Raw genomic sequence first — 22,689 nt, 5'->3', positions numbered from 1 at the left:
GACGGCGCTATTCTAGGCCGTGTTGCGTCAAAAGCATGTGTTGGGCAACAGCCGTGTGGCGGCCTGGGGAAGAGGGATGCCTATCACATTGAAGGGATTGGACGTTCGAGAAAATTGCGCAACCGGGACGGAGCGGTTGCCCTGCTGCCGTCCTGATTGTGGGGGGCCGGACAGCGGTGTAGCATCGTGAAAAAATGGCAACAGGACGGGAGGACGCCATGTGCAATTTCTTCGCGCACCAGCCCCAACGCAACTACGAATCCCAGACCCGCTCGTTGCGGATCGGCGGGCACTGCACCTCGATCCGGCTGGAAATGGCGTTCTGGGACACGCTGGAGGAGATCGCGGCCAAGGAGAGCATGAGCGTCGGAAAGTTCCTGACCACGCTCTACAACGAGGTGCTCGACCATCACGGCGAGGTCAATAATTTCGCCTCGCTGCTGCGCTGCTCCTGCCTGATCTACCGCTCCCGGAGCATGGTGCCGGTGCAGGAGTTCAAGGGAACCGTCGCGCCGATCCTTGATGCGGCCGAGTAGCCGTTGCCGTGGCAGCCCGCATCCGCATTCTCAATGCCGTCATGCGAAACGTTCTCGGCCTGCATGGTTCGAGACGCCCGCCTCGGCGGGCTCCTCGCCATGAGGGTCTGATATCTCGCCGCGCAACACGGCCTCATCCTGAGGGCCCGCCGTAGGCGGGCGTCTCGAAGGATGGCCGCAAGCGAAATGCCTGCCACGTTCTTCCAATCAGACGGGATAACGCCCGACGTCAGATCTCCTTTTTCTGCATCGCGCCGGCGATGTAATCAGCCTGCCGGATCGCGAGCGCGACGATGGTCAGCGTCGGATTGCACGCCGCCCCGCTGGTGAACTGACTGCCATCCGAGACGAACAGATTCTTGACGTCGTGGCTCTGTCCGAACTTGTTGACCACGCCATCCCGCGGTTTCTCGCTCATCCTGTTGGTGCCGAGATTGTGCGTGCTCGGATAGGGTGGCGTTGGATAGGTCACGGTGGCGCCGACGGCGTCGTAGACGGCCGCACCCTGCTTGTAGGCATGTGCGCGCATCGCGAGGTCGTTGGGATGATCGTCGAAATGCACGCTCGCGACCGCTTGGCCGAACTTGTCCTTGACGACGGGATCGAGCGTGATGCGGTTGGTCTCCTGCGGCATGTCCTCGCCGACCAGCCACATGCCGGCCATCCTGGGATAGCCGTCGAGCGCCGCGGTGAACGGACGGCCCCAGGCGCCGGGATTGAGGAACGCCGCCATGAACGGCAGACCGATCGACAGCGTCTCCATCTCGTAGCCGCCGACGAAGCCGCGCTTCGGATTGTTGGCGGATTCATCACGGATGATGCCGGCCATGGTGGTGCCGCGATACATGTGCACCGACTTCTCGAACACGGCGTAGACGCTGCCGGTCATGTGTCGCATGTAGTTGCGGCCGACTTGGCCGGATGAATTGCCGAGGCCATCGGGGAACATGGTCGAGGCACTGTTCAAGAGCAGCCGCGGGCTCTCGATCGAATTGCCGGCGACCGCGACGATGCGCGCCTTCTGGCGCTGCATCGCGCCACTCTCGTCGGCATAGACAACGCCGGTCACCTTGCCGGAGGCGTCGTGCTCGATCTTGACCGCCATGCTGCTCGGCCGGACCTCGAGATTGCCGGTCGCCTCGCCCTTGGGGATTTCGGTGTAGAGCGTCGACCATTTCGCGCCGGATTTGCAGCCCTGGAAGCAGAAGCCGATCTGCTGGCAGGCGCCGCGGCCGTCACGCGGCTGGCTGTTGATCGCCATATTACCGGTGTGCACGGTCTTGTAGCCGAGCTTCTTTGCGCCGGCTTCGAGTACCTTGAAGTTGTTGTTGCCGGGAAGTCCGGGAATGCCGTTGGTGCGCGTCACGCCCATCTTGTTCTCGGCCTTGGCGTACCATGGCTCTATCTCGGCGAGCGTCACCGGCCAGTCTAACAGGTTTGCGCCGGGGATATTGCCGTAGGTGCTCTTCACCTTGAACTCGTGCTCGTCGAAGCGCAGCGATGCGCCGGCCCAGTGTGTGGTCGAGCCGCCGACCGCCTTGACGATCCAGGCGGGCAGGCCAGAGAAGTCCTTGGCGACGCGCCATGTTCCCGACGTCGTGCGCGCGTCGGTCCAGGCGAGCTGGGAAAAGCTCTCCCACTCGTCGTTGACGAAATCCTGGTTCTCGATGCGTGGGCCGGCTTCAAGGATGACGACCTTGACGCCCTTCTGCGCGAGCTCGTTGCCCAGCGTGCCGCCGCCGGCACCGGAGCCGACGATCACCACAACGCTGGAGTCGTTCAGATCGAATTTTGCCATATGCGTTCTCCTGAACCGTTGGGTGAGCCTTAAGCCTTCGGCAGCCAGTCGATGTCGGCAAAGCCGCGGTTGATGTAGCCGCCGTGCTCGGCGGAGGAGCCTTCGTAGCCGAACCGCGGCCAGACCTCTTTCTGGTTGTAGAGCGACACGACGAGGTCGCCGCGCACCTTCTGGAAGAAGTCGCTCTGCTCGATCTCCGTCAGCAGCACCACGCGGTCGGCTTCCCATGGCACTTCGGCGTAAGCCACCTTGTGGCGATCCCGCGCGTTCTGATCGAGCCGCGTGATGCCGTCGCTGATCAGAGACTTGACGGCGGGGTCCTTGGCCGCCTTGCCGTCCCACGGCTTGATCGCGGTGATGTAGTAGCTGTCGCCGAGGACGTCGTGCGGATAGATGTCGCGCGCGACCTTCAGCAGCGTCTTCATCGTTGCGGGCGAGAGCGTGCTGGCATCATCCGCCCAGGCATCCTCGATGCTGACGGCGACGCTGGTCGCGACAGCGACGACCGGAACGGCGGTCGCCGCTCCCTTGAGAAAGACGCGGCGGCTGTGCTTGCTTCGACGATCGACTTCTCTCATGGCATTCCTCCGTAGATTTTGTGATTTGGATTTTTGTGATTTTGATCAGCCGAAACGACCCCCTCGCTGGATCACCTCGATCTTGTAGCCATCGGGATCGCTGACGAAGAAGAAGCGCGCCAGCGTCTTGCCGTCGTGCTTGAAGTCGCGCAGCGGTCCCGGTGCGAGCTTCTCGCGCTCGAAGCGGGCATGTTCGGTATCGAGATCCTCGACCACCACGGCAATATGTCCGTAGCCGTCGCCGAGTTGGTACGGCTCCTTGCGATCGAAATTCACCGTCAGCTCGACCTCGAAAGGTGAGGAGGGATGACGCAGATAGATCAGGGCAAAGTCCGAAAATTTCAGATGGTCGGCGACCTCCAGGCCGAAGGCGCGCTTGTAGAAGTCGAGCGAGCGGGCCTCGTCGAACACGCGGATCATGGAATGAACGGGCTTTGCCATTCAGTTCAGCTCCTTCAGGTAGGTGATGATGGCGGCGCGCGTCTCCGGCTTTGCCTGCCGGTAGACCATGGTCACGCCGGGAATGACGGCTTGCGGATTGCTCAGCCAGGCGTCGAGCCTGGTCTCGTCCCAGGCGAAGTCCGCTTTCGACAGCGCCTCCGAGTACTTAAAACCTTCGGTCTTGCCGGCGGGACGGCCAACGACCTTCACCAGCGCGGGGCCTTGCCGCGCCGGTTCTGACAGGCTTGTCGTGTGGCACACCGCGCATTGCTGCTTGAACAGCGTCGCGCCATCCGGCGGCTTGGCGGCCGGCAGGGGCATTTGCGCATCGGCAACCCGCGTCACCAGCACCATCGCGGTGCACAATCCAAGCACGACTGCGCGCATCGCCAAGAATCCGCCCATCCACATCAACGTGCGCAAACTCTAGGCGGCGTCAAAGATGCGGTGGTAGTAGCGGGCTGTTTCGATGCGCGCGGAGACACTGGTGGCCGCGTGTGTTCCGCAATGCCTTATATGCGGAGCACAATTCCGCGAAACCGCCGTCAAATCCCTAAACGATCACCACACCATGCGCATTGCATGACGACCGCGCCGCTTGAACTCTCTACGCGATGCAATGACCCGGTGCAGGTGAGCGGCGCAGGATGCAGCCGAGCCATTCGTCGCGGAAAAATCCAGGAGAAATGGATGAAGTTGGTGAAGACCTCGATGATCGCATGCGCTCTGTCGGCTCTCATTGCGACGCCGGTTCTCGCGCAAGGCGCGCCACCCGCCAAGACAGGCGGCACCGTCCAAGGCAAACCGATGCAAGGCAGCACAATGGGCAGCGGGGATGAGGAGATGAATGCTCAGCCGGGCGCGGCGGGCGAGAAGACGGGCATGAAATCGACCAAAGGCACCAGGGGCACGGTCGGCACCACCGGTAGCGCTGCGCATAAGGGAACCGCCGACGATTCCGCGACGGGCGGTGCAGACCCGGCCAAGCGCTACTAGTCCCGCCGGGTGAAGCAAGCAGACTCCGGTCGCCCTGCGGCCGGAGTTTTTTTGACTCGGTCTGCTTTGCTAGTCGTCGAAGCGGCCGCCGCCGCGCCCTGCCTTGATGTCGCTGCGGCGCTTCTTGCCGTCGAGCCGGCGCTGCTTGGAGCCAAAGGTCGGCCGCGTGGCGCGGCGCGGCTTTGGCCGTATCATCGCTTCGGTCAGGATCTCGGTGAGCCGGTCGATGGCGTCCTGACGGTTGCGCTCCTGGGTGCGGAAGCGCTGGGCGTGGATCACGATCACGCCGTCCTTGGTCATGCGCTGGCCGGCGATGCGGGCGAGCCGGATTACCGCATCCTCCGGCAGGGTCAGCTTGCGCGTGTCGAAGCGCAGCTGCGCCGAGGTCGAGACCTTGTTGACGTTCTGCCCGCCCGGGCCGGAGGCGCGGACGAAGCCGATCTCGATGTCGTCCTCGTCGATGACGAGATCGCGGGATATCCGCAGCATGATGGCACCATTCGTGATGTCCGGACATATCGCGGACGTCCACGTTCGGCAATGGCGCATCCTGGAAACGCAAATGGCCGGGCGAGCCCGGCCATTTCAGGAAAGGTCAGGGGACGTCAGTTCGACTTCGTCGCCGGTGCCGCGGCCGGTTGCGCGGCGGCCTGTGGGGCGCGGCCGACGACCACGGTCAGGAGGCCCTGGCTCCAGAGGCGCTTGGCGGCCGCCTTGGCGTCGTCCAGTGTCACCGCATCGACGATGGCGTTGCGCTTCTCGATATAGTCGATCGGCAGCTTGTCCTGCTGGTATTGCAGCAGCGCCTGCGCGAGCTTCGAGGAGGTATCCAGCGCCAGCATCTGCGAGCCCTTGAGGTAGGACTTGGCTTCGTCGAGCTCCTTCTGCGTCGGGCCCTCCTCGGCGATGCGGCGCACTTCCTTGTCGATGGCGTCGATGGTGTCGCCGGCCCGGTCGGCGCGCGTGCCGGTGTTACCGATGAAGACCGCCGAATGCTCCATCCAGAGCAGCGATTCGAACACGGAATAAGCCAGCCCGCGCTTCTCGCGCACCTCGCGATAGAGCCGGGAGGACAATCCGCCGCCGCCCAGGATGTGGTTGACGACATAGGCGGCCATGAAGTTCGGATCGTTGCGCTTCACGCCGGGGCCGCCGAAGGTGATGACGGTCTGCGGCACGTCGAGCGGCACGAAGGCGCGCTGCGGCGGTTTTGCCGCCTCGACGTCGGCGACCGGCGTGAGATTGGCTTTTGCGGGCAGGCTACCAAAAGTGTGGTCGAGCAGCTTGCCGAGGGTGGCCGGATCGACGTCGCCGACCACCGCGATCTTCAGCCCGTCCTTCGCAATCACGCGGCCGACATAATCCTTCATGTCGGCGACCGTGATGGTCGGCACGCTGTCCAGCGTGCCATTGGTCTGCCGGCCATAGGGATGGTCGCCGAACGCGACCTCCAGGAACTTGCGGCTCGCCAGCGACGACGGATTGGTGGTCTCGCGGCGCAGGCCCGAGATCACCTGTGAGCGAATGCGCTCGACGTCGGCGGTGTCGAAATGCGGCGAGGTCAGCGCGCTCCTGAGCAGGTCGAAGGCTTCGTCCTTGTTGTCGCGCAGCATCCGCAGGCTGCCGCGGAACGTATCGCGGGTGGCGCTGAAGGAGAGCTCGATAGCGCGGCGGTCGAGCCGCTCATGGAAGGTCTTGGAGTCGAGATCGCCGGAGCCTTCGTCGAGGAGATCGCCGACCAGATTGGCGACGCCGGACTTGTCCTTGGGATCCTGCGCCGAGCCGCCGGCAAAGGAATATTCCATGGCGATCAGCGGCACCGTCGCATCCTGTACGAACCAGGCTTCGACGCCGCCCGGCGAAGTCAGGTGCTGGATTTTTGCAGCCGCCTGTGACGGCGAGACCGTAGCCAGCGCGAGTGCCGCGCCGGTGGCAAGCGAGAATGCAACACGTCGAAGGAAGGGATAGGTCACGAACGCTTCTCCTCGCGCTTGGCGGCACTGGTGTCCTTGATCAGATAGCCAGTCACCGAGCGCTTCTTCTCGAGCCATTTCTGCGCGACGGTGCGAACCTGCTCGGCGGTGACCGCGCGAATGCGGTCGGGCCAGCTCCTGATGTCCTCGATCGAGAGGCCCGTGGTCAGCGCGCCGCCATACCAGCGCGCCAGCACCGCCTGGTTGTCCTGGGCGTAGATCGCTTCCGCAATGAGCTGGGTCTTGACCCGCTCGAGGTCCTCGGCGCGGATCGGGTTCTGTGCGATGTCGGCGATGACGCCGTCGACCACTTGCTCGACATCGGCAAAGCTGACGCCCGATTTCGGCGAGGCCGAGATCGCGAACTGGGTCGGGTCGAGCGAGATGCTCGAATAGCTGGCGCTGGCGGACACCGCGAGCGGCTTGTCGACCACGAGCGCGCGGTAGAGATAGGAATTGCTGCCGCTGCCCATCAGCTGCGCCAGCACGTCGAGGGCGGCGCTTTCACCTGCGGCGGCGGTCGTCGCCGACGGTACGAGATAGTAGCGGCGCAGGCTCGGCTGCTCGACGCGCGGGTCGGCCAGCGTGACCGTGCGCGGCGCCGCCGGCTCCGGCTCCTGCGGACGGATGCGGCGCTCCGGGATCGCGGGCTGGGCCGGAATGGAGCCGAAATTCCGCTCGACCAGCGGGCGGATGTCGGCGGCTTCCACGTCGCCGGCGATCACGAGGATCGCGTTGTTCGGCGCGTAGAAGCGGCGGTAGAAGGCGAGCGCATCCTCGCGGTCGAGCTTCTCGATCTCCTGGTGCCAGCCGATCACCGGCCGGCCGTAGGGATGGTTGAGATAGAGCGCGGCCATGATCTGCTCGTTGAGCCGCGCGTCCGGATTGTTGGCGACCCGCATGTTGTACTCTTCGAGCACGACGTCGCGCTCGGGCAGCACGTTCTCGTCCTTGAGGATCAGGCCGGTCATGCGATCGGCCTCGAACTCCATCATGGTCGGCAGCTGCTCTTTCGGCACGCGCTGGTAGTAGTTGGTGTAGTCGACCGAGGTCGAGGCGTTCTCGTTGCCGCCGACGCGGAGCACGGTCTGGGAGAATTCGCCGACCGGATGCTTCGAGGTGCCCTTGAACATCAGATGTTCGAGGAAGTGCGCGAGCCCGGACTTGCCCGGGGTCTCGTCGGCCGAGCCGACCTTGTACCAGATCATCTCCGTGACCACGGGCGTGCGGTGGTCCGGGATCACCACGACCTGCATGCCGTTGGCGAGCGTGAAGCTGGCGGGCGGGGCCGATGTCACCGTGGTCTGGGCGAGGGCGGCGCTGGCTGAGAGGACACTCGTCGAAAGCAGCGCGGCAAGGAGGCAGGCGGCCGATCGGTAAGAGGACATCATAATCCTTATGAAAAGGCCGAACCCGGATGTCCGGCTCGGAGGCACGGCATGCTACACCGTGCGGCTGAGGCTTCGCGTCACGAAGCAGAGAACTCAACGCGCTGGCAAGTTACTGATAAGCAATATGCAGACTGCGTCCGGCGTGCGTAAGCCGCCGGTGCCAGGATGCGCCTGTCAGGATGTCGCGGTGGGGCAGGAGCGCTATTATTCCTTTTCCTTGCCCGACATGATGTCGAAATAGGTCCGGCGCGACTTGTCCGGCCCGGCGCCATAGGCGTAGTTCGGGGACGGCGTCTGGTAGCCCGGCGGCGGCTCGACCAGCGACGAGCGCGGCGGCTCGCTGGTGAATTTCTTCTCTTCGGAGCTGTTGCCGCCCTTCATCATGTTCCAGAGACCACCGGCGTAACCGAGCTCGGTGGGGCTGAGCGACGGGTTGCCGTTGGTGCCCGGCTGGATCGGATCGTTGCTGGTGCGGGGGGCTGCGGCGACCTCGCCGGCCTTCATCTCGGCGGGCGTCAGCGGTTGGGCCGCCTGCCAGTTCTCCGTCGCCTTGGTCGCCTTCTTGCGCGCTGCGATGGCTTCCTTGCGGCGCTTCTCTTCGGGGTCCTTCGGCCAGTTCGGAGCATTCTTGGCCTGGGTTGCCGGAGGCGGCAGGTCGAGCTTGGGCGGCACGACGAGCGGCGAGCGCTCGCGGTATTCGATGCCGGGCTTTTCCATGCTCTTGGCACCGATGCCGGACATCAGATTGTCGATGATCTTCTCTTCGAAGGTCATCCCGTCATCATCATCGTCGTCGTCACCGGCACGGACCGGGCCTGCCGACATGACGAGGCCGATGCCGAGCACGACCGCGGACAATTTCAACGCCCGCCAGAACCCTGCTTTGGGGTCTCGAACCATCGAACCGCTGGTCTCGAAGCTGCGCATCACTGTACCTGTTCCATATTGTGGCAGATTGCTGCACTTTGCCGCTCGCACGCGGCCAATCCTCGCAAAAAGCAGGGTTCCACCTGCCGGTCCGTATCGGCCGGGATCAGGGCGCTTTTGCGGCGGGTACCCCCAGGAAGGAATCATACAATAGCGCCGCCACCCCGACAACGATGGCCACGTCCGCGAGGTTAAACACATACCAATTATAGGTATTTCCGGCGATCTCGATGTGGAACAGGGCGAAATCGACCACCGCGCCGTAGGCGAAGCGGTCGATGCCGTTGCCGATCGCGCCGCCGATGATCAGCCCGAGTGCGACCGTGGCGAGCAGGGTGTGCGAGCGGGCCATCCAGATCGCCAGGGCGACGACAGCGACGACCTTGACCGCCATCAGCGCGATCTGCGCCGACTGGCCGTCGTTCTGGAGCCAGCCGAAGCTGATGCCGATGTTCCAGGCCAGCACCAGGTCGAAGAACGGCATCACCTTCACCACGCCACGGCGGGCAAGGTCGAACACGTTCAGGAGCCACAGCTTTGAGGCCTGGTCGGCCACCAGCGTGACCAGGGCCGCGAGGATGCCGGCGCGAAGCGGGGTCATGGCCGGGGATCAGACCCCCACCCCCAGCGCCTTCCATTCGCGCAGCGCCTGGGCGTCGCGCGGGGTGACGTCGGGGTATTCAGGGTCTTCACCGACCATGGGCGAGATCTTCCAGGAGCGGGCGCATTTGGTGCCGACCGCCTTCTCGACGACGACCGCGACGCCGGGCACCGCATCGAGACGGAACGCGCCCGCAGGCGCCTCGCCCTCACGCACCTCGTAGTTCGAGGTGATGCAGACCTCGGCGAGATCGGTGTCGAACAGCGTCGCCAGCATGTCGCGGTCGGCGACATAGATCGCCGGTGAGGCCTCGAGCGACGAGCCGATGTTCTTGGCGGCGCGCTCAAGCTCCAGCGCGCCGGTGACGACGCGGCGGACGTTGCGGATGGTCTCCCACTTCGCGGCGAGCCTGTCGTCGCGGAGCGTCTCGATGCCTTCGGGAAACAGGGTCAGATGGACGGAAGGCTCCGCGTTCGGCCGGAACATGCGCCAGGCTTCATCGGTCGTGAAGCTCAGGATCGGCGCAAGCCATTTCAGGAGGGCATCGCACAACAGGTCGATCGTGGTGAGCGCGGCCTTGCGCGCCGCCGAGGACGGCGGGTCGCAATAGAGCGTGTCCTTGCGGATATCGAAGTAGAACGCCGACAGCTCGGAGTTCATGAAGGCTGCCAAGCTCGCGACCACGGTCTTGTAGTCGAAGGCGGCATAGGCCTTGCGAACGGTTTCGGCATGGCCGGCCAGTTCGTGCAGCATCAGCCGCTCGAGCTCGGGCATCTCGGCATAGGCGACCTTCTCGCTCGCCTTGAAGTGATGCAGCGTACCGAGCATCCAGCGGATCGAGTTGCGCAGCTTGCGATAGGTCTCGATGGTGTTCTTCAGGATCTCCGGGCCGATGCGCTGGTCGTCGGCATAGTCGGTGGCGCAGACCCACAGGCGCAGGATGTCCGCGCCCGAATCCTTGATCACCTTCTGCGGCTCGACGGTGTTGCCGAGCGACTTCGACATCTTGCGGCCGTTCTCGTCGAGCGTGAAGCCGTGGGTGAGCACGACGTCGTAGGGCGCGCGGCCCCGCGTGCCTGCGCTTTCCAGCAGCGAGGAATGAAACCAGCCGCGATGCTGGTCGCTGCCTTCCAGATACATCACGGTGTCGTTGCCGCCGTCGATCTTGCGGACGATGTTGCCGAGCTGCGGGAAATTCTGGCGATCCTCGAGCACGAAGGCGTGCGTGGAGCCCGAATCGAACCAGACGTCGCAGATGTCGTCGACCTTCTTCCAGTCCTCGCTCGCGCGGGACCCGAGGAAGCGCTCGCGGGCGCCGTCCATGTACCAGGCGTCGGCGCCTTCCTCCATGAAGGCTTCGGCGATGCGCTGGTTGACGATCTCGTCCTGCAGGATCTCGGCCGAGCCGTCGCTCTTCTCGCGCACGAACACGGCGATCGGCACGCCCCAGGCGCGCTGGCGCGAGATCACCCAGTCCGGGCGATTGGCGATCATGCCGTTGATACGGTTCTCGCCCGACGGCGGCACCCATTGCGTGACCGAGATCGCGTGCAGCGCGCGGGCGCGCAGCGTGTCGCCCTTCTTCGCATGGCCGTCATCGCTGATGTCCTTGTCCATCGCGATGAACCATTGCGGCGTGTTGCGGAAGATCACCGGCTTCTTCGAGCGCCAGGAGTGCGGATATTGATGCTTGAGGCGGCCGCGTGCGAGCAGCTTGCCGCCTTCGATCAGAGCCTTGATCACGGCCTCGTTGGCATCGCCCTTCTCGCCCTTGTCGTTGAGCACGCGCTTGCCGGTGAAGCCGGGGGCCTGCGCGGTGTAGGCGCCGTTCTCGTCGACGGTGTAGGGGATCGCGGTCGGGATGCCGCGCGCATCGAGCTCGCGGGTGTTGGCCGTCCAGACGTCGAAGTCCTCGCGGCCGTGGCTCGGCGCGGTGTGCACGAAGCCGGTGCCGGTGTCGTCGGTGACATGCTCGCCGGCGAGCAGCGGCACGATGAACTCGTAACCGCCACCGAACCCGCGCAGGGGATGGGCGCATTCCACGGCGTCCAGCGTGTCGCCGGGAATGTCGCGCACCTTCTCATAGGACGTGACGCGCGCCTGCTTGAACACCTCTGCGGCGAGCGCATCGGCCAGGATCAGCAGATCGCCGGTCTTGGCCCAGTTGTCGGCGGGCGCATCCGTCACCTTATAAAGGCCGTAGGCGATCTTCGGCGAGAACGAGATCGCGCGGTTGCCGGGCAGCGTCCAGGGCGTGGTGGTCCAGATCACGACGGAGGCACTGGCGAGTGCGCCATGCGCCGGTGACGTGACGGGAAACTTCACCCACACCATGTCGGAGGTGTAGTCCTCGTACTCGACCTCGGCTTCCGCAAGCGCGGTCTTCTCGACCACGCTCCACATCACCGGCTTGGAGCCGCGATACAGCGTGCCGTTAGCCGCGAACTTCATCAGCTCGCGGGCGATCTGCGCTTCGGCCGGATAGCTCATCGTCTGATAGGGATGATCCCAGTCGCCGATGATGCCGAGCCGCTTGAACTCCTCGCGCTGCACGTTGATCCAGTGCGTCGCGTAGGCGCGGCATTCCTTGCGGAACGCCACCATCGCGGCGGAGTCGCGGAAATCGGGCTTCTGCTTGCCCTTCTTGCGGTAGTTCTCCTCCTCGATCTTCCATTCGATCGGCAGGCCGTGGCAGTCCCAGCCCGGCACGTAGTTGGAGTCGAAGCCGAGCATCTGCTGGCTCTTGGTCACGACGTCCTTGAGGATCTTGTTCAGCGCGTGCCCGATATGGATGTTGCCGTTGGCGTAGGGCGGGCCGTCATGCAGCACGAATTTGGCGCGGCCCTGGGCTTCCCGGCGCAGCTTGTCGTAGAGGCCGATGTCGTTCCAATACTTCAGCAGTTCCGGTTCGCGCTGCGGCAGGCCGGCGCGCATCGGGAAATCCGTCTGCGGCAAATAAAGGGTCTTGGAATAGTCTTTGGCGTCGGACTTTTGCGGCTTTTCGGACATGGGGCTGACTGGCTCGGAAGGGCGCGGAAACGGATAGCGACTGGAATCGCGGGGTGAAACGACGAAATCCCGGTCTTGCGCCGAGCCTTCAGGCTCAGGCGGAAGCCGGGCCGCTAATCCCTATGATGCGCCGCGCAAACATGGGCTCTCCATAGCAGGGGCCCAAGGGAAGCGCAAAAGGTAGAAGCGCAAAAGGTTCGGCGGGCCGGATTTGGGCCTCAATCGATCACGCCAAGCCGCGGAAACGCGTCCGGGGCGGCGGCCAGCACGGCGCGGGCGCGGGCGGAATCGTCGTCCATCTGGCGGATCAGGGCCTCCAGGCTGTCGAATTTCAGCTCCTCGCGGATGAAGCCGACGAAGGCGCAGTCGAGCGCTTGTCCGTAGAGGTCGCCCTTGAAGTCGAACAGGAAGATTTCCAGCAGCGGCGCGCCATTATCAAAGGTCGGACGGCGGCCGAAGCTTGCCACCCCGTCCAGCCGCTCGGCGCCGCGGCCGACCCGCACCGCATAGATGCCGTGCTTGAGGCCGCAATTGGCATCGAGGCGGATGTTGGCGGTGGGATAGCCGAGGTCGCGGCCGCGCTTCTCGCCGTGGATCACCTCGCCGGTGATGAACCAGGGCGCGCCCAGCATGGTGGTGGCCTCGTCGATGAGGCCCTCGGCGAGCGCGATCCGGATGGCGCTGGAGGAGACCGGCCGCTCGTCGATGTCGACATGGGCCTGCACGTCAACCTCGATGCCGAGTCGAGGCGCCTCGTTGACCAGGAGGCTCGGCGAGCCGACGCGACCCTTGCCGAAATGGAAGTCGTAGCCGACCGCGATGCCGCTGACGCCGAGGCGTCCGATCAGGTCATGGTGAATGAAGTCTTGCGCGCTGGTCCCGGCCCTGGCCTTGTCGAAGGTCATGACCACGGCGCCGGCGAGCCCGGTGCCGGCTAAAAGCCGCAACTTGGCCGGCTCGTCCGTCAGGCGGAATTGCGGGGTGTTCGGGCTGAAAAACCGGCGTGGATGCGGCTCGAAGGTCAATGCCAGCGCAGGGTGGCCATGCGCCCGGCCCATTTCCAGGGCGGCTGCGATCACCGCGCGATGACCAAGATGAACGCCGTCGAAATTGCCCATGGCGACCACGGCGCCCCTCAAAATCGCGGAATCCGGCGTTGTGTCGCGGATAACGGTAAAATGCGGGACCATCAGGGGAATTCTCGAAGCGGCAGGACCTGCGGACCGTGGCTTGACCGGCCGGACGAAGTCAAGCGGCAGGGGGAGCGGCCGCATGAACGTGATTTCAGTCCTTCGGAGGCGCCCCCAGTTAACGCGCTGTTTAACGCCTTGGTGCTAGTCCTTGAAATGTGGAACAGCGGGGCTCCGGCTCCGGTGGGTCCGATCGTAATATTTCCTGGGTTTGCGTTGGGGGAGTCGAGATGGCGGTTGATTTGTCGATGTCGGTTCTGGTGGTTGATGACTACAGCACCATGATCCGTATCATCAGGAATCTCCTGAAGCAGCTTGGCTTCGAGAATATCGATGATGCAAGCGACGGTTCGGCGGCGCTGAACAAGATGCGTGGCAAGAAGTACGGGCTCGTGATTTCCGATTGGAACATGGAGCCGATGACGGGTTACGACCTGCTGCGCGAAGTGCGCGCCGATCCGAACCTCGCCACCACGCCTTTCATCATGATCACCGCGGAATCGAAGACCGAGAACGTGATCGCGGCCAAGAAGGCCGGCGTGAACAACTACATCGTCAAGCCGTTCAACGCGGCGACGCTGAAGACCAAGATCGAAGCGGTCTTCCCGGACATGGCGAGCGCGTAAGCGCGCTCTTCGCCGGACAATAATCTTCCATTTTGGAACGTCGTGCCCGGGCTTGTCCCGGGCATCCGTGTTTGTGGATGCCAGAGGCGTGGATGGTCGGCGCATAGGTGCGCGGAAGCGACGCCGTCCTTCGGCCGGCTAAGCCGGGCCATGACGACGATTGGGGCTTAGCAATTCGTCTAAGCCGGCGTCGGTTCAAGCCGCAGCCGTCACCACTTCAATTCGCGCATCAGCGCCTTCGGCGGGTGGCCGAACAACTCCATCACCGATTTCGGGTCGAGCTGGTCGAGGCCCTCGAACTCCTCGGCATGGATGCCGCGGGTGACGAACAGGCAGTCGATGCCGAATTCGCGCGCGCCGGTGAGGTCCGTGCGGACGGAATCGCCGATCGCCAGCACCTTTTTCCGGTCGATCATGTGACCCTGGCGTTCGCCGGCGAGCATCATCGCACGCTCGTAGATCGGGCGATGCGGCTTGCCGTAGAAGATCACCTCGCCGCCGAGTTCGCGATAGAGTTCCGCGATCGCGCCGGCGCAATAGATCAGCCGGTCGCCGCGCTCCACCACGATGTCGGGATTGGCGCAGACCAGCGTCAGCTTGCGCTCGCGCGCCTTCAGCATCATGCCGCGATAGTCTTCCGCCGTCTCGGTCTCGTCGTCATAGAGGCCGGTGCAGACGATGTAGTCGGCTTCTTCCAGCGGCGCGGTTGTCGCATCAAGGCCGCGATAGATCGAGTTGTCGCGCTCGGGTCCGAGCCAGAACATCTTGCGGCCGGGATGCTCGGCGACATAGAGCCGCGTCAGGTCGCCCGACGAGACGATCGCGTCATAGGTCTCGTCCGCGACGCCGAGCTTGCGCAATTGCCGTTGGACAGAGTCGGCCGGGCGCGGGGCATTGGTGATCAGGATCACCGTACCGCCGCGGCTGCGATAGGTGTGCAGCGCCTCGCAGGCCTCGGGGAAGGATTCCAGGCCATTGTGAACCACGCCCCAGATGTCGCTGAGCACAACGTCAACGCCGCCCACGAGCTCGCGCAGGCTTTCGGCGAAATGCAGCGTGGTCATGATGCGTGCGGCCGATCAAATCCGGCGCGCGAGCGCCGCGTTGCCGGTGATACGTTGGGCTGGAGGCGCTGAAGACGTGGCGCCTGGGCTGGGAGAAGCGGAGCCATTGGATCCCTGAATTTCCTGCGGGTTCGGCGAGGCCCCGCCGGTAGCAGATGCCCCTTCAGGCCGCAATGGCCGGGGCGGCGCGAACAGGAACCCCTGACCGAACCGCACGTCAAAGTCGAGCAAATCGACCACTGCGCGCTCGCCCTCGATCCGTTCGGCGATCAGGTCGATGCCGAAGCGGCCGAGCAGGTCGGAGAGGTCGGAAGGGTGGATGTCCGAGGTCGAGGCCTGCCTGGGGTCGAGCAGGAGGGACGCCGGCACCTTGATGAAGCGCACGCCGCGATCGGCGAGCTCGCGCGGCTCGATCCTGAGGTCAGTGACATGGTCGATCGAGAAGCGGAAACCGCGCTGGGCGAGCGCCGCGAGGTTCTCGGTCTCGACCGGGCCGAGATTGCGGAAGGTCGACTGCTTGAACTCCAGCACCAGCGAGGGCGCCAGCGCCCGGTTGGCTTCGAGGAAGTCGAGGCACTGCGCGAAGGTGGTGGAATTGCCGAGCGTGGAGGCCGCGACGTTGCAGAACACGCCGACATCCTTGTTGCGCACCATCAGGCGCCGCAGCACCTGCACACAGCGCAGCATCACCATGTTGTCGATGCGTCCGATCAGACCCGAGGCTTCGGCGATGCTGATGAATTCCTCGGCGGCGATCAGCTGGTCGCGCTCGTCGCGCAGGCGCGTCACGGCTTCGTAGAACCGCACCTTGCGCTGCGGCAGCGTCACCATCGGCTGGAGGAAGATGTCGATGCGGTTCTCGTCGATGGCGTTGCGCAGTGTCGCCAGTAACTGGGTCGGGTTGCGGCCATTGGCCGTCTGAACCGGAACGGCGGCCTGGCTCTGGATCGCCGGTGTTGGCCGCGGCGGCGGTGCGGGCAGCGGCGGAGGGGCGGCCGGCCGCTCCTCGAAGGCCGCAATCAGGTCGAGCGGCGCCTCCGGCTCTGGCCGGGCGACCGGAGCGGGGGCGGGTGTCGGTGCGGCCCCGGCCAAGAGGTCTTCATGGGCTGACACGGTGGTGGCGAGCTGCCTGACCAGCCCACCGAGCTCGTTGATCTCGCCGACCACTGACTGGATGCGGTCGGAGTTGGTCGAATTGGCCGAGGCGATGCGCCCCTCCATCGCCGCGAGCCGGCGGCCGAACTCGGCGACCTGGCGGGCGAGGTCGGCGGTGCCGCGCGAGAGGTCGGCGATCTGGCCGCCGACGTCACTGCGGTCGCGCAGCCGCATCGAGACCGCGTTGTAGAGGATCAGGAAGGTCAGCGCGGTCAGCGCCACGATGGCGGATTCGGTTCCGCTGATGCCGGCGACCGAGTAGAGGACAAGCCCGAGCGAGGCCGCGACCAGAACCATGCAGATGGCGATGAAGATCGTCGAAATGCGAATCATGCCGCGCGTTACGCCTCAAAGAGCTGACTGCCTCATCCGGGAAAACACGGGTCAGTGTGCGAACCCGTCACGCCTCATGCTCCCCTAAGCAAGGCGACCTTAACATCATTGTTGATTCGAGGGGATAGCGGCCTGTTCGCGGCGCCGGAGCATGATCCGGAAAGTGTGCAACGGTTTTCCCTCGCGACAAACGCGGAACGCGTTTGTCGCGGAGATCATGCCCAGACAGTCTAGGTCAGGCCGGCCCGGCGAAAGCCTTCGAGGTAGTGCTCGCGGTCGGCGGCGAGCTTGATCGGCATGAACTCGGCGATCCAGGCGAGCGAGACGTTGGGCTGGGCACGCTGGAGTTCCTTCAGCGCCGCGCGGGCGGTCTCGGTTTGCCCGGCCATCGCCGCGGCCGCGGTCAGCACCCGGTGCCCGCCGACGAAGTCACTGCGCTGGCGCAGGGCCTCCTGTGCGAGCCGGATCGCTTCCGCATAGTCCCTGCCGAGGAAGCGGGCAAAGGCGGCGATGCCGAAATAGACGGGTGCATAGGGGTCGCGCGGGCTGAGGCGGATCGCCCGCCGCGCGGCGTCGTCGGCATCCCGCCAGCGGCCGCAATAGCTAAGCGTCAGGCCATAATAGCCCTGCGCCAGCGCAAAGTTCGGATTGAGCCGTAGCGCGGTCTCGAATTCGGCAAGCGAATCCTCGAACCGGCGTGCGAACAGATCGACATGGCCGAGCGCGTTATGCGCCCAGGCATCCTGGTCGTCGGCGCGGATCGCGGCCCGCGCTGCGCGCTCGGCCACCGGCAGCGCCGCGGCCATCTCCATCCAGCCCATATGCGCCGTGAACATGTAGCTGGTGCCGAGCAGCCCAAGTGCCTTGCCGTAGTTCGGATCGAGCGCGATGGCCTTTTCGAGCAGGGCTCGCGCCGCGACGTGGTCCTGCCGCGTCACGCGCCAGTAATGGGAGAGGGCGCGCATCAGAAGGTCCCAGGCGTCCAGGCTGTCGGGCGGCTTGCGCTCGGCGCGAAAATTCTCCGCGGCATAGAGCTGCGGCTCGATCGCGGCGACGATGCGTTCGGTGATCTCGTCCTGTACGGCGAAGACGTCGGCGAGCTCGCGGTCGTAGCGTTCGGCCCAGAGATGGCTGCCGGTGGCGACATCGTTGAGCTGCGCGGTGATGCGGACGCGATCGCCCTCCTTGCGGACGCTGCCCTCGACGACGTAGCGCACGCCGAGCTCCTCGGCGACCTGCCGCAGGTGAACCGTGCGGCCCTTGTAGATGAAGGACGAGTTGCGCGCGATCACGAAGAACCAGCGCAGCTTCGACAGCGCGGTGATGATGTCCTCGCTGATGCCGTCGGAGAAATAATCCTGCTCGGCCTCGCCGCTCATGTTGGTGAAGGGCAGGACGGCAATTGCGGGACGATCGGGCAGTGGCAATTCCGTCGGTGTTGGGTCGGGCGGCTTGCCCGGCGCCGACGATGAGGCTGCGGCGGAGCGTTCGGTCACTTCGCCGACGAACCGCACGCCCTTGCGCGCGACTGTGCGGATCAGCCGCTGATCTTCGCCATTGTCATTGACCGCGCGCCGCGCCGCGTTGATCCGGCTGGTCAGCGTCGATTCCGAGACGACGCGGCCATTCCAGATCGCGTCGAGCATGTTGTCCCGCGTCACCACACGCTCGCGGTTGCGGACCAGATAAAGCAGGAGATCGAACACCTGGGGCTCGAGCGCGACGAGCGTCTCCGCCCGCCGCAATTCGCGGCGCGCGGGGTCGAGCACGAAATCCTCGAAATGAAATGTCACGCCGCCCTCGGCTCGCGCGGGGAAATCAAGGTGTTCTCAGCGTAAAATAACGCCACTCTCAAGGCCAGCGAGCCGCATGCGCCCTATCGTCCCGGCGTCTTCAACCGCAGGAGAATTGCCATGTCGACATCCGCCGCGCTCAAGCCGGCCCTCGCCCAACCAGATCTCGCCGCCGTCAAGCAGCGCCAGCACAGCGCCTGGTCATCCGGCGACTATGCCATTGTCGGCACCACCTTGCAGATCGTCGGCGAGCAACTCTGCGAGGCGCTCGACTTGCGCGCCGGCAGCAAGGTGCTTGATGTCGCCGCCGGCAACGGCAATGCGACGCTGGCCGCCGCGCGGCGCTGGTGCGACGTCACATCGACCGATTATGTTCCAGCGTTGCTCAAGCGGGGACGCGAACGGGCCGCGGCGGAGCATCTGATGGTCGAATTCCGTGAAGCGGATGCCGAAGCGCTGCCGTTTGCGGATGCCAGCTACGACGTCGTGCTCTCGACCTTCGGTGTCATGTTCACGCCGGATCAGGACAAGGCGGCGTCCGAGCTCGCGCGGGTCTGCAAGTCCGGCGGCAAGATCGGCCTCGCCAACTGGACGCCCCAGGGCTTCATCGGTCAGCTCTTCAAGACCATCGGCAGGCACTTGCCGCCGCCAGCGGGCGTGAAGTCGCCGGCCTTGTGGGGCACGCCGGCACGGCTTGAGGAGATGTTCGGCAGCCAAGCCTCCGAGATCGCCGCCGAGCCGCGCATGTTCGCCTTCCGCTATCGCTCGCCGGAGCACTGGCTCGAGGTTTTCAAATCCTATTACGGGCCGATGCTGAAAGCGTTCGTGGCGCTGGAGGAGACCGGCCAGGCCGCGCTGCGGCGCGATCTCATGGCGCTGCTCGGCGAATTCAACCGTGCCGACGACGGTACGGTGGTGGTGCATAGCGAGTATCTGGAGGTCGTGATCAGCAAGCGCTGAATTGCCGTCGTGATCCGGTCAGGCCGAGCCCCGGCCTGACCGCCGGCAATCACGATGGCGCGGCTGCGCCGACCGTGTCGGCCGAGACGGCCTGCCGGGTGCCGAGCGGCTTGGGCGGTCCGGTGGTCGTATCCCGAAGGGTCTGCCGCTCGATCTCCGAGTTCAGCTCGGCCCCGAACATGATGACGATCGCCGACATCCACATCCACATCATCAAGCCGATCGCCGCGCCGAGCGAGCCGTAGGTCGCGTTGTAATTGGCGAATTCCGAGAGATACCAGGACAGGAGCGCCGAGCCGGCGATCCAGAGGATGGCGGCCGTCACCGCGCCGAGGCTCAGCCATTGCCAGCGCGGCGCGTCGCGGCTGGGCGCGAAGCGATAGAGGACGGCAAGCGCTGCCAGCAGGATGACGAACAGCACCGGCCATCGCGCGAGAGCGACGATCAGCCTGCTTTCCGGCGCGATGCCGAGATGGTTGAGCGCGAGCGGGAAGGCGACCACGGTGCCCACCATCAGCAGCAACGCCGCGATGCCGCCGACGGTGAAAGCCAACGACACCGTGTTCAGCCGGACGAAGCTGCGCTTTTCGCGCTCCTCATAGGCGACGTTGAGGGCATCGAAGATGGCTTTGACGCCCGCATTGGCGCTCCAGATCGCGAGCAAGAGGCCAAACAGGAAGGTGACACCCAGGGCGGTATTGCCGTTGGACACCACGCGCGTAACCTGGTCCTCGACGATCTGGAACGCGCCCTCGGGCAGCAGCATCGCGAGCGAATGCAGGTTGGAACTGATCGTCGAGGGATCCGCGAACAGGCCGTAGGATGAGACCAGCGCGGTCACGGCGGGAAAGACCGCGAGCAGCCCGAAGAAGACGACGCCGCCCGCAGTCGCGAGCAGGCGATCGTCGTCGATGCGCTGATAGGTGCGCCAGAAGATGTCTTTCCAGCCCGCCCACGGGATCGCGAAAGGGCTTTTCGCGTGCCGGCCGTGGCCAAGCTGCATCGCCGCGCCGGCCGGGCTCGTTTCCGGCGAGTTTGCTTCATTATTGCGATGGTCTTGCGGAGGCCCCGGCCGGATGGGGCCGGACTCCTGAAAGTAGCGTTCCGCGGACAGCACGAAGACGGCCGTGGCGGCGACCAGCAACCAACTGTCGAGGTGCTCGGTGCGCCGCGCGCGCATTTCAAGCGTCCAATCTGTGGCCGTGCCGCCGCCGCCGTGCGGCCGTGAAGCCCAGCAGCCCGACGGCTGCGAGCATCAGACCCAGCTGCACGGGCCGGTTGGTCCGAGCCGACACGGCGTTGCCGCCACGGCCACGTTCGCCCGGTGCGAGCGACACCAGCGGAATCGTCGTTGCGACCTCTTTCACCGCCTGCTTGACCGTTCCGCGCGGGATCCGCGGGGTGGCGATCGCGACGCGCATACGGCTGGCAAGCGGCACGATCGGCTTGTCCCGACGCTTCATTTGAGCCTGAGCCACGCCGGCGCAGGCTACGGCCAGCACCAGGAGCACGGCCGCGACGGCACCAAAGCCCCAGAATTGTCCCTGGGTGATTGCGACCCAACGATAAAGGGCGATCAGGCCGACAAAGAGGGTGGCGATCAGGAACAGCCCGGCCATTGCGAACAGTCCTGCCGCGACCGCATAGGACGTCGCGCGGCCCGTGGCCTGATTGGTGCGGTCGCGCAAGTACGATCGCGCGGCGCGCTTGAGATGATTGATCTTGAGCGCCATGCCGGCGCGCAGCAATTCGCCCGATGGCGCGAGCATGCGGACATCCTCCGAGAACGAAAAAATCGTCGGGGGATGAACGTGGCGGAATTTGACTTGTTCCGCGCGGAGCGCGGCTGCCGGGACGGATCAGCCGAGATCGGCGGCCGCGATCCAGAACACCTCGCCCTCGGACTCCTCGGTGTCGAGCCAGAGCAGCGGCAGTTCCGGAAAGGCCTCGTCGACCAGGTCGCGGCCGCGGCCGATCTCGCAGATCAAGCCGCCATCCGGCGTCAGGTGATCGGGCGCATCGCGCAGGATCCGGCGCACCACGTCGAGACCGTCGGGGCCGCCGTCAAAGGCGAGCTTTGGTTCGGCCCGGCATTCCGGCGGCAGGGCGGCCATGCCTTCCGCATCGACGTAAGGCGGATTGGTGATGATGAGGTCGTATCTGTTGTCGCCGAGCGGGGCGAACAGGTCGCCGCGATGCAGGCTGATCCGGTCATCGAGCCCGAATTCGCCGACATTTCGCGTGGCGACTTCGAGCGCGCCCTTGGAGATGTCGACGGCATCAACGGTGGCATTCGGGAAATGATGCGCGGCGAGGATGGCGAGACATCCCGAGCCCGTGCAGAGATCGAGCACGCGTTCGACGGCCGTGGGGTCGTCGATCAGCGAGCCCGCCTCGCCGTCGCCGCCGAAATGCGACTCCAGCAGCTCGCCGATGAAGGAGCGCGGAACGATGACGCGCTCGTCGACATAGAAGGGCAGGCCGCGCATGTAGATCTTGTTGACGAGATAGGCGGTCGGTTTGCGCGTGGTGACGCGCTGATGGATGAGGTCGACGATGGTCTTGCCTTCCGCCGACGTGACGCAGGCATGGGCAAAGATCTCGAACTGGTCGGGATGCAGATGCAGGGCTTCGCAGACCAGGAAGGCTGCTTCCGCGACCGGGTCGGTCGTACCATGGGCGAAGGCGAGCTTCGCCTCGGTGAAGCGGCTCACGGCGTAGCGCACGAAATCGATCAGCGTGAGCAACTCGCCGCGGCCGACCTTCGCGAGCTTTGGCGCGGCGCGGCCGCGCGTGGTCTTCTTGGATGCTCTTGCCATCAGGATCGGGTCCAGCGTGCGGCGGCCTCGTCGTCACGGGCGTGGGCTTCGACCCAGCCGGTGCCGGTGGCGCTCTCTTCCTTCTTCCAGAACGGCGCGCTGGTCTTGAGATAGTCCATCAGGAACTCGGCCGCCTGGAACGCCGCCTGGCGATGTTGCGAGGCCGTGAGCACCAGCACGATATTCTGCCCGGGCATGAACCGCCCGACGCGATGAATGATGGTGACGCCGTTCAGCGGCCAGCGCGATGTAGCTTCGTCGGCATGGCGCTTGATCTCTTCTTCCGCCATGCCGGGATAATGTTCGAGCGTGAGGGCGGCGATCTTCGCGCTGTTCTCGTCGCCGCGGCAGATGCCGGAAAAGCTCACGACCGCGCCGATGTCGGTGCGGCTCCCGGTCAGGATCGCGATCTCGCGCGCGATGTCGAAATCGTCCTGCTGGATGCGGATGGTGACGGGGCAGGGGGTGACGGGAGAGGCGGTGACGGGGGAGGTCATGG

The 22,689-nt window shown here is 65.1% G+C and carries 22 protein-coding genes; 4 read left to right on the top strand and 18 right to left on the bottom strand.

The features are described 5' to 3' along the window. Positions 1-218: 218 nt before the first annotated feature. Entirely contained in the window at positions 219-536 is a 318-nt protein-coding gene (locus tag IVB46_RS27530) for a ribbon-helix-helix domain-containing protein (RefSeq protein WP_247315504.1), read from the top strand. Positions 537-765: 229 nt separating this feature from the next. Here the strand turns inward: IVB46_RS27530 and IVB46_RS27525 are convergent, their stop codons facing one another. The 4 genes from IVB46_RS27525 to IVB46_RS27510 are packed head-to-tail and all read right to left on the bottom strand — an operon-like array spanning position 766 to position 3,740. Then, positions 766-2,334, bottom strand: coding sequence for a GMC family oxidoreductase (locus tag IVB46_RS27525; RefSeq protein ID WP_247315502.1), 1,569 nt, complete (start codon positions 2,332-2,334; stop codon positions 766-768). Between the two features lie 29 nt (positions 2,335-2,363). Next, positions 2,364-2,912 (bottom strand): hypothetical protein, encoded by a 549-nt coding sequence (locus tag IVB46_RS27520; RefSeq protein WP_063985596.1) that lies wholly within the window; start codon positions 2,910-2,912, stop codon positions 2,364-2,366. Positions 2,913-2,957: 45 nt separating this feature from the next. Further along, on the bottom strand, positions 2,958-3,353 hold the full coding sequence (locus IVB46_RS27515; RefSeq protein WP_166103618.1) for a VOC family protein: 396 nt from the start codon (positions 3,351-3,353) through the stop codon (positions 2,958-2,960). Then, the gene (locus tag IVB46_RS27510; RefSeq protein ID WP_175618155.1) at positions 3,354-3,740 is read right to left on the bottom strand and encodes a c-type cytochrome; all 387 of its coding nucleotides are present in this window, start codon (positions 3,738-3,740) and stop codon (positions 3,354-3,356) included. 303 nt (positions 3,741-4,043) lie between these two features. On the opposite strand from IVB46_RS27510, the gene IVB46_RS27505 reads away from it, so the two are divergent. After that, positions 4,044-4,349 carry a hypothetical protein gene (locus IVB46_RS27505; protein WP_247343858.1) on the top strand — a complete coding sequence of 102 codons (306 nt, stop codon included), beginning with the start codon at positions 4,044-4,046 and terminating at the stop codon, positions 4,347-4,349. 69 nt (positions 4,350-4,418) lie between these two features. Here the strand turns inward: IVB46_RS27505 and arfB are convergent, their stop codons facing one another. The 7 genes from arfB to IVB46_RS27470 form a co-directional block, all read right to left on the bottom strand. Further along, positions 4,419-4,838, bottom strand: coding sequence for an alternative ribosome rescue aminoacyl-tRNA hydrolase ArfB (gene arfB, locus IVB46_RS27500; protein ID WP_063985592.1), 420 nt, complete (start codon positions 4,836-4,838; stop codon positions 4,419-4,421). A 116-nt stretch (positions 4,839-4,954) separates the two neighbouring features. After that, on the bottom strand, positions 4,955-6,322 hold the full coding sequence (locus IVB46_RS27495; RefSeq protein WP_247315496.1) for a pitrilysin family protein: 1,368 nt from the start codon (positions 6,320-6,322) through the stop codon (positions 4,955-4,957). Beyond that, positions 6,319-7,710 (bottom strand): pitrilysin family protein, encoded by a 1,392-nt coding sequence (locus tag IVB46_RS27490; RefSeq protein ID WP_247315887.1) that lies wholly within the window; start codon positions 7,708-7,710, stop codon positions 6,319-6,321. Before IVB46_RS27490 ends, IVB46_RS27495 begins: the two co-directional genes overlap by 4 nt. Positions 7,711-7,917: 207 nt before the next feature. After that, the gene (locus IVB46_RS27485) at positions 7,918-8,640 is read right to left on the bottom strand and encodes a hypothetical protein (protein ID WP_247315884.1); all 723 of its coding nucleotides are present in this window, start codon (positions 8,638-8,640) and stop codon (positions 7,918-7,920) included. Positions 8,641-8,746: 106 nt separating this feature from the next. Further along, on the bottom strand, positions 8,747-9,241 hold the full coding sequence (lspA, locus tag IVB46_RS27480) for a signal peptidase II (RefSeq protein ID WP_247315494.1): 495 nt from the start codon (positions 9,239-9,241) through the stop codon (positions 8,747-8,749). Between the two features lie 9 nt (positions 9,242-9,250). Beyond that, positions 9,251-12,250: an isoleucine--tRNA ligase gene (ileS, locus tag IVB46_RS27475; protein ID WP_247315492.1), complete on the bottom strand. Its 3,000-nt coding sequence runs from the start codon at positions 12,248-12,250 to the stop codon at positions 9,251-9,253. Between the two features lie 218 nt (positions 12,251-12,468). Beyond that, positions 12,469-13,440 carry a bifunctional riboflavin kinase/FAD synthetase gene (locus IVB46_RS27470; RefSeq protein WP_208084509.1) on the bottom strand — a complete coding sequence of 324 codons (972 nt, stop codon included), beginning with the start codon at positions 13,438-13,440 and terminating at the stop codon, positions 12,469-12,471. 230 nt (positions 13,441-13,670) lie between these two features. On the opposite strand from IVB46_RS27470, the gene IVB46_RS27465 reads away from it, so the two are divergent. Continuing rightward, complete coding sequence (locus tag IVB46_RS27465; protein ID WP_007596883.1) at positions 13,671-14,066, top strand: response regulator; 396 nt, start codon at positions 13,671-13,673, stop codon at positions 14,064-14,066. A 209-nt stretch (positions 14,067-14,275) separates the two neighbouring features. Here the strand turns inward: IVB46_RS27465 and IVB46_RS27460 are convergent, their stop codons facing one another. The 3 genes from IVB46_RS27460 to IVB46_RS27450 all read right to left on the bottom strand — a co-directional run bounded on the left by IVB46_RS27460 (position 14,276) and on the right by IVB46_RS27450 (position 18,411). Further along, positions 14,276-15,130, bottom strand: a complete 855-nt coding sequence (locus IVB46_RS27460; protein WP_014491965.1) for a TIGR01459 family HAD-type hydrolase — start codon at positions 15,128-15,130, stop codon at positions 14,276-14,278. A 15-nt stretch (positions 15,131-15,145) separates the two neighbouring features. Then, a complete protein-coding gene (locus IVB46_RS27455; protein WP_247315488.1) occupies positions 15,146-16,618 on the bottom strand; it encodes an EAL domain-containing protein in 1,473 nt (490 codons plus the stop codon). Between the two features lie 230 nt (positions 16,619-16,848). Then, entirely contained in the window at positions 16,849-18,411 is a 1,563-nt protein-coding gene (locus IVB46_RS27450; protein ID WP_247315485.1) for a winged helix-turn-helix domain-containing protein, read from the bottom strand. Positions 18,412-18,531: 120 nt separating this feature from the next. Here IVB46_RS27450 and IVB46_RS27445 point away from each other — a divergent pair, with 120 nt between their 5' ends. Then, positions 18,532-19,371, top strand: coding sequence for a class I SAM-dependent methyltransferase (locus IVB46_RS27445; RefSeq protein WP_063985583.1), 840 nt, complete (start codon positions 18,532-18,534; stop codon positions 19,369-19,371). Positions 19,372-19,420: 49 nt separating this feature from the next. Here IVB46_RS27445 and IVB46_RS27440 read toward each other — a convergent pair whose 3' ends face one another. The 4 genes from IVB46_RS27440 to IVB46_RS27425 all read right to left on the bottom strand — a co-directional run bounded on the left by IVB46_RS27440 (position 19,421) and on the right by IVB46_RS27425 (position 22,687). Continuing rightward, entirely contained in the window at positions 19,421-20,551 is a 1,131-nt protein-coding gene (locus IVB46_RS27440) for a YihY/virulence factor BrkB family protein (protein ID WP_085403345.1), read from the bottom strand. Position 20,552: 1 nt separating this feature from the next. Then, complete coding sequence (locus IVB46_RS27435) at positions 20,553-21,140, bottom strand: phage holin family protein (protein WP_247315483.1); 588 nt, start codon at positions 21,138-21,140, stop codon at positions 20,553-20,555. 90 nt (positions 21,141-21,230) lie between these two features. Further along, positions 21,231-22,190, bottom strand: coding sequence for a 50S ribosomal protein L3 N(5)-glutamine methyltransferase (gene prmB, locus IVB46_RS27430; protein ID WP_247315482.1), 960 nt, complete (start codon positions 22,188-22,190; stop codon positions 21,231-21,233). Then, positions 22,190-22,687 carry a molybdenum cofactor biosynthesis protein MoaE gene (locus tag IVB46_RS27425; protein WP_247343854.1) on the bottom strand — a complete coding sequence of 166 codons (498 nt, stop codon included), beginning with the start codon at positions 22,685-22,687 and terminating at the stop codon, positions 22,190-22,192. The genes prmB and IVB46_RS27425 overlap by 1 nt, the downstream gene beginning before the upstream one ends. Positions 22,688-22,689: the final 2 nt, after the last annotated feature.

The sequence above is a fragment of the Bradyrhizobium sp. 61 genome, from assembly GCF_023073075.1.
GTDB lineage: Bacteria > Pseudomonadota > Alphaproteobacteria > Rhizobiales > Xanthobacteraceae > Bradyrhizobium > Bradyrhizobium barranii.
This window is presented reverse-complemented; position numbering and strand designations above follow the sequence as displayed.

Bases quoted from the DNA above. Each gene is read 5' to 3' on its own strand.
- IVB46_RS27510 (WP_175618155.1), bottom strand. From the start codon at position 3,740: ATGCGCGCAGTCGTGCTTGGATTGTGCACCGCGATGGTGCTGGTGACG.
- lspA (WP_247315494.1), bottom strand. From the start codon at position 9,241: ATGACCCCGCTTCGCGCCGGCATCCTCGCGGCCCTGGTCACGCTGGTG.
- IVB46_RS27485 (WP_247315884.1), bottom strand. From the start codon at position 8,640: ATGCGCAGCTTCGAGACCAGCGGTTCGATGGTTCGAGACCCCAAAGCA.
- IVB46_RS27455 (WP_247315488.1), bottom strand. From the start codon at position 16,618: ATGATTCGCATTTCGACGATCTTCATCGCCATCTGCATGGTTCTGGTC.
- IVB46_RS27470 (WP_208084509.1), bottom strand. From the start codon at position 13,440: ATGGTCCCGCATTTTACCGTTATCCGCGACACAACGCCGGATTCCGCG.
- IVB46_RS27435 (WP_247315483.1), bottom strand. From the start codon at position 21,140: ATGCTCGCGCCATCGGGCGAATTGCTGCGCGCCGGCATGGCGCTCAAG.
- prmB (WP_247315482.1), bottom strand. From the start codon at position 22,190: ATGGCAAGAGCATCCAAGAAGACCACGCGCGGCCGCGCCGCGCCAAAG.
- IVB46_RS27465 (WP_007596883.1), top strand. From the start codon at position 13,671: ATGGCGGTTGATTTGTCGATGTCGGTTCTGGTGGTTGATGACTACAGC.
- ileS (WP_247315492.1), bottom strand. From the start codon at position 12,250: ATGTCCGAAAAGCCGCAAAAGTCCGACGCCAAAGACTATTCCAAGACC.
- IVB46_RS27525 (WP_247315502.1), bottom strand. From the start codon at position 2,334: ATGGCAAAATTCGATCTGAACGACTCCAGCGTTGTGGTGATCGTCGGC.
- IVB46_RS27445 (WP_063985583.1), top strand. From the start codon at position 18,532: ATGTCGACATCCGCCGCGCTCAAGCCGGCCCTCGCCCAACCAGATCTC.
- IVB46_RS27505 (WP_247343858.1), top strand. From the start codon at position 4,044: ATGAAGTTGGTGAAGACCTCGATGATCGCATGCGCTCTGTCGGCTCTC.
- IVB46_RS27490 (WP_247315887.1), bottom strand. From the start codon at position 7,710: ATGTCCTCTTACCGATCGGCCGCCTGCCTCCTTGCCGCGCTGCTTTCG.
- IVB46_RS27460 (WP_014491965.1), bottom strand. From the start codon at position 15,130: ATGACCACGCTGCATTTCGCCGAAAGCCTGCGCGAGCTCGTGGGCGGC.
- arfB (WP_063985592.1), bottom strand. From the start codon at position 4,838: ATGCTGCGGATATCCCGCGATCTCGTCATCGACGAGGACGACATCGAG.
- IVB46_RS27515 (WP_166103618.1), bottom strand. From the start codon at position 3,353: ATGGCAAAGCCCGTTCATTCCATGATCCGCGTGTTCGACGAGGCCCGC.
- IVB46_RS27440 (WP_085403345.1), bottom strand. From the start codon at position 20,551: ATGCGCGCGCGGCGCACCGAGCACCTCGACAGTTGGTTGCTGGTCGCC.
- IVB46_RS27530 (WP_247315504.1), top strand. From the start codon at position 219: ATGTGCAATTTCTTCGCGCACCAGCCCCAACGCAACTACGAATCCCAG.
- IVB46_RS27425 (WP_247343854.1), bottom strand. From the start codon at position 22,687: ATGACCTCCCCCGTCACCGCCTCTCCCGTCACCCCCTGCCCCGTCACC.
- IVB46_RS27520 (WP_063985596.1), bottom strand. From the start codon at position 2,912: ATGAGAGAAGTCGATCGTCGAAGCAAGCACAGCCGCCGCGTCTTTCTC.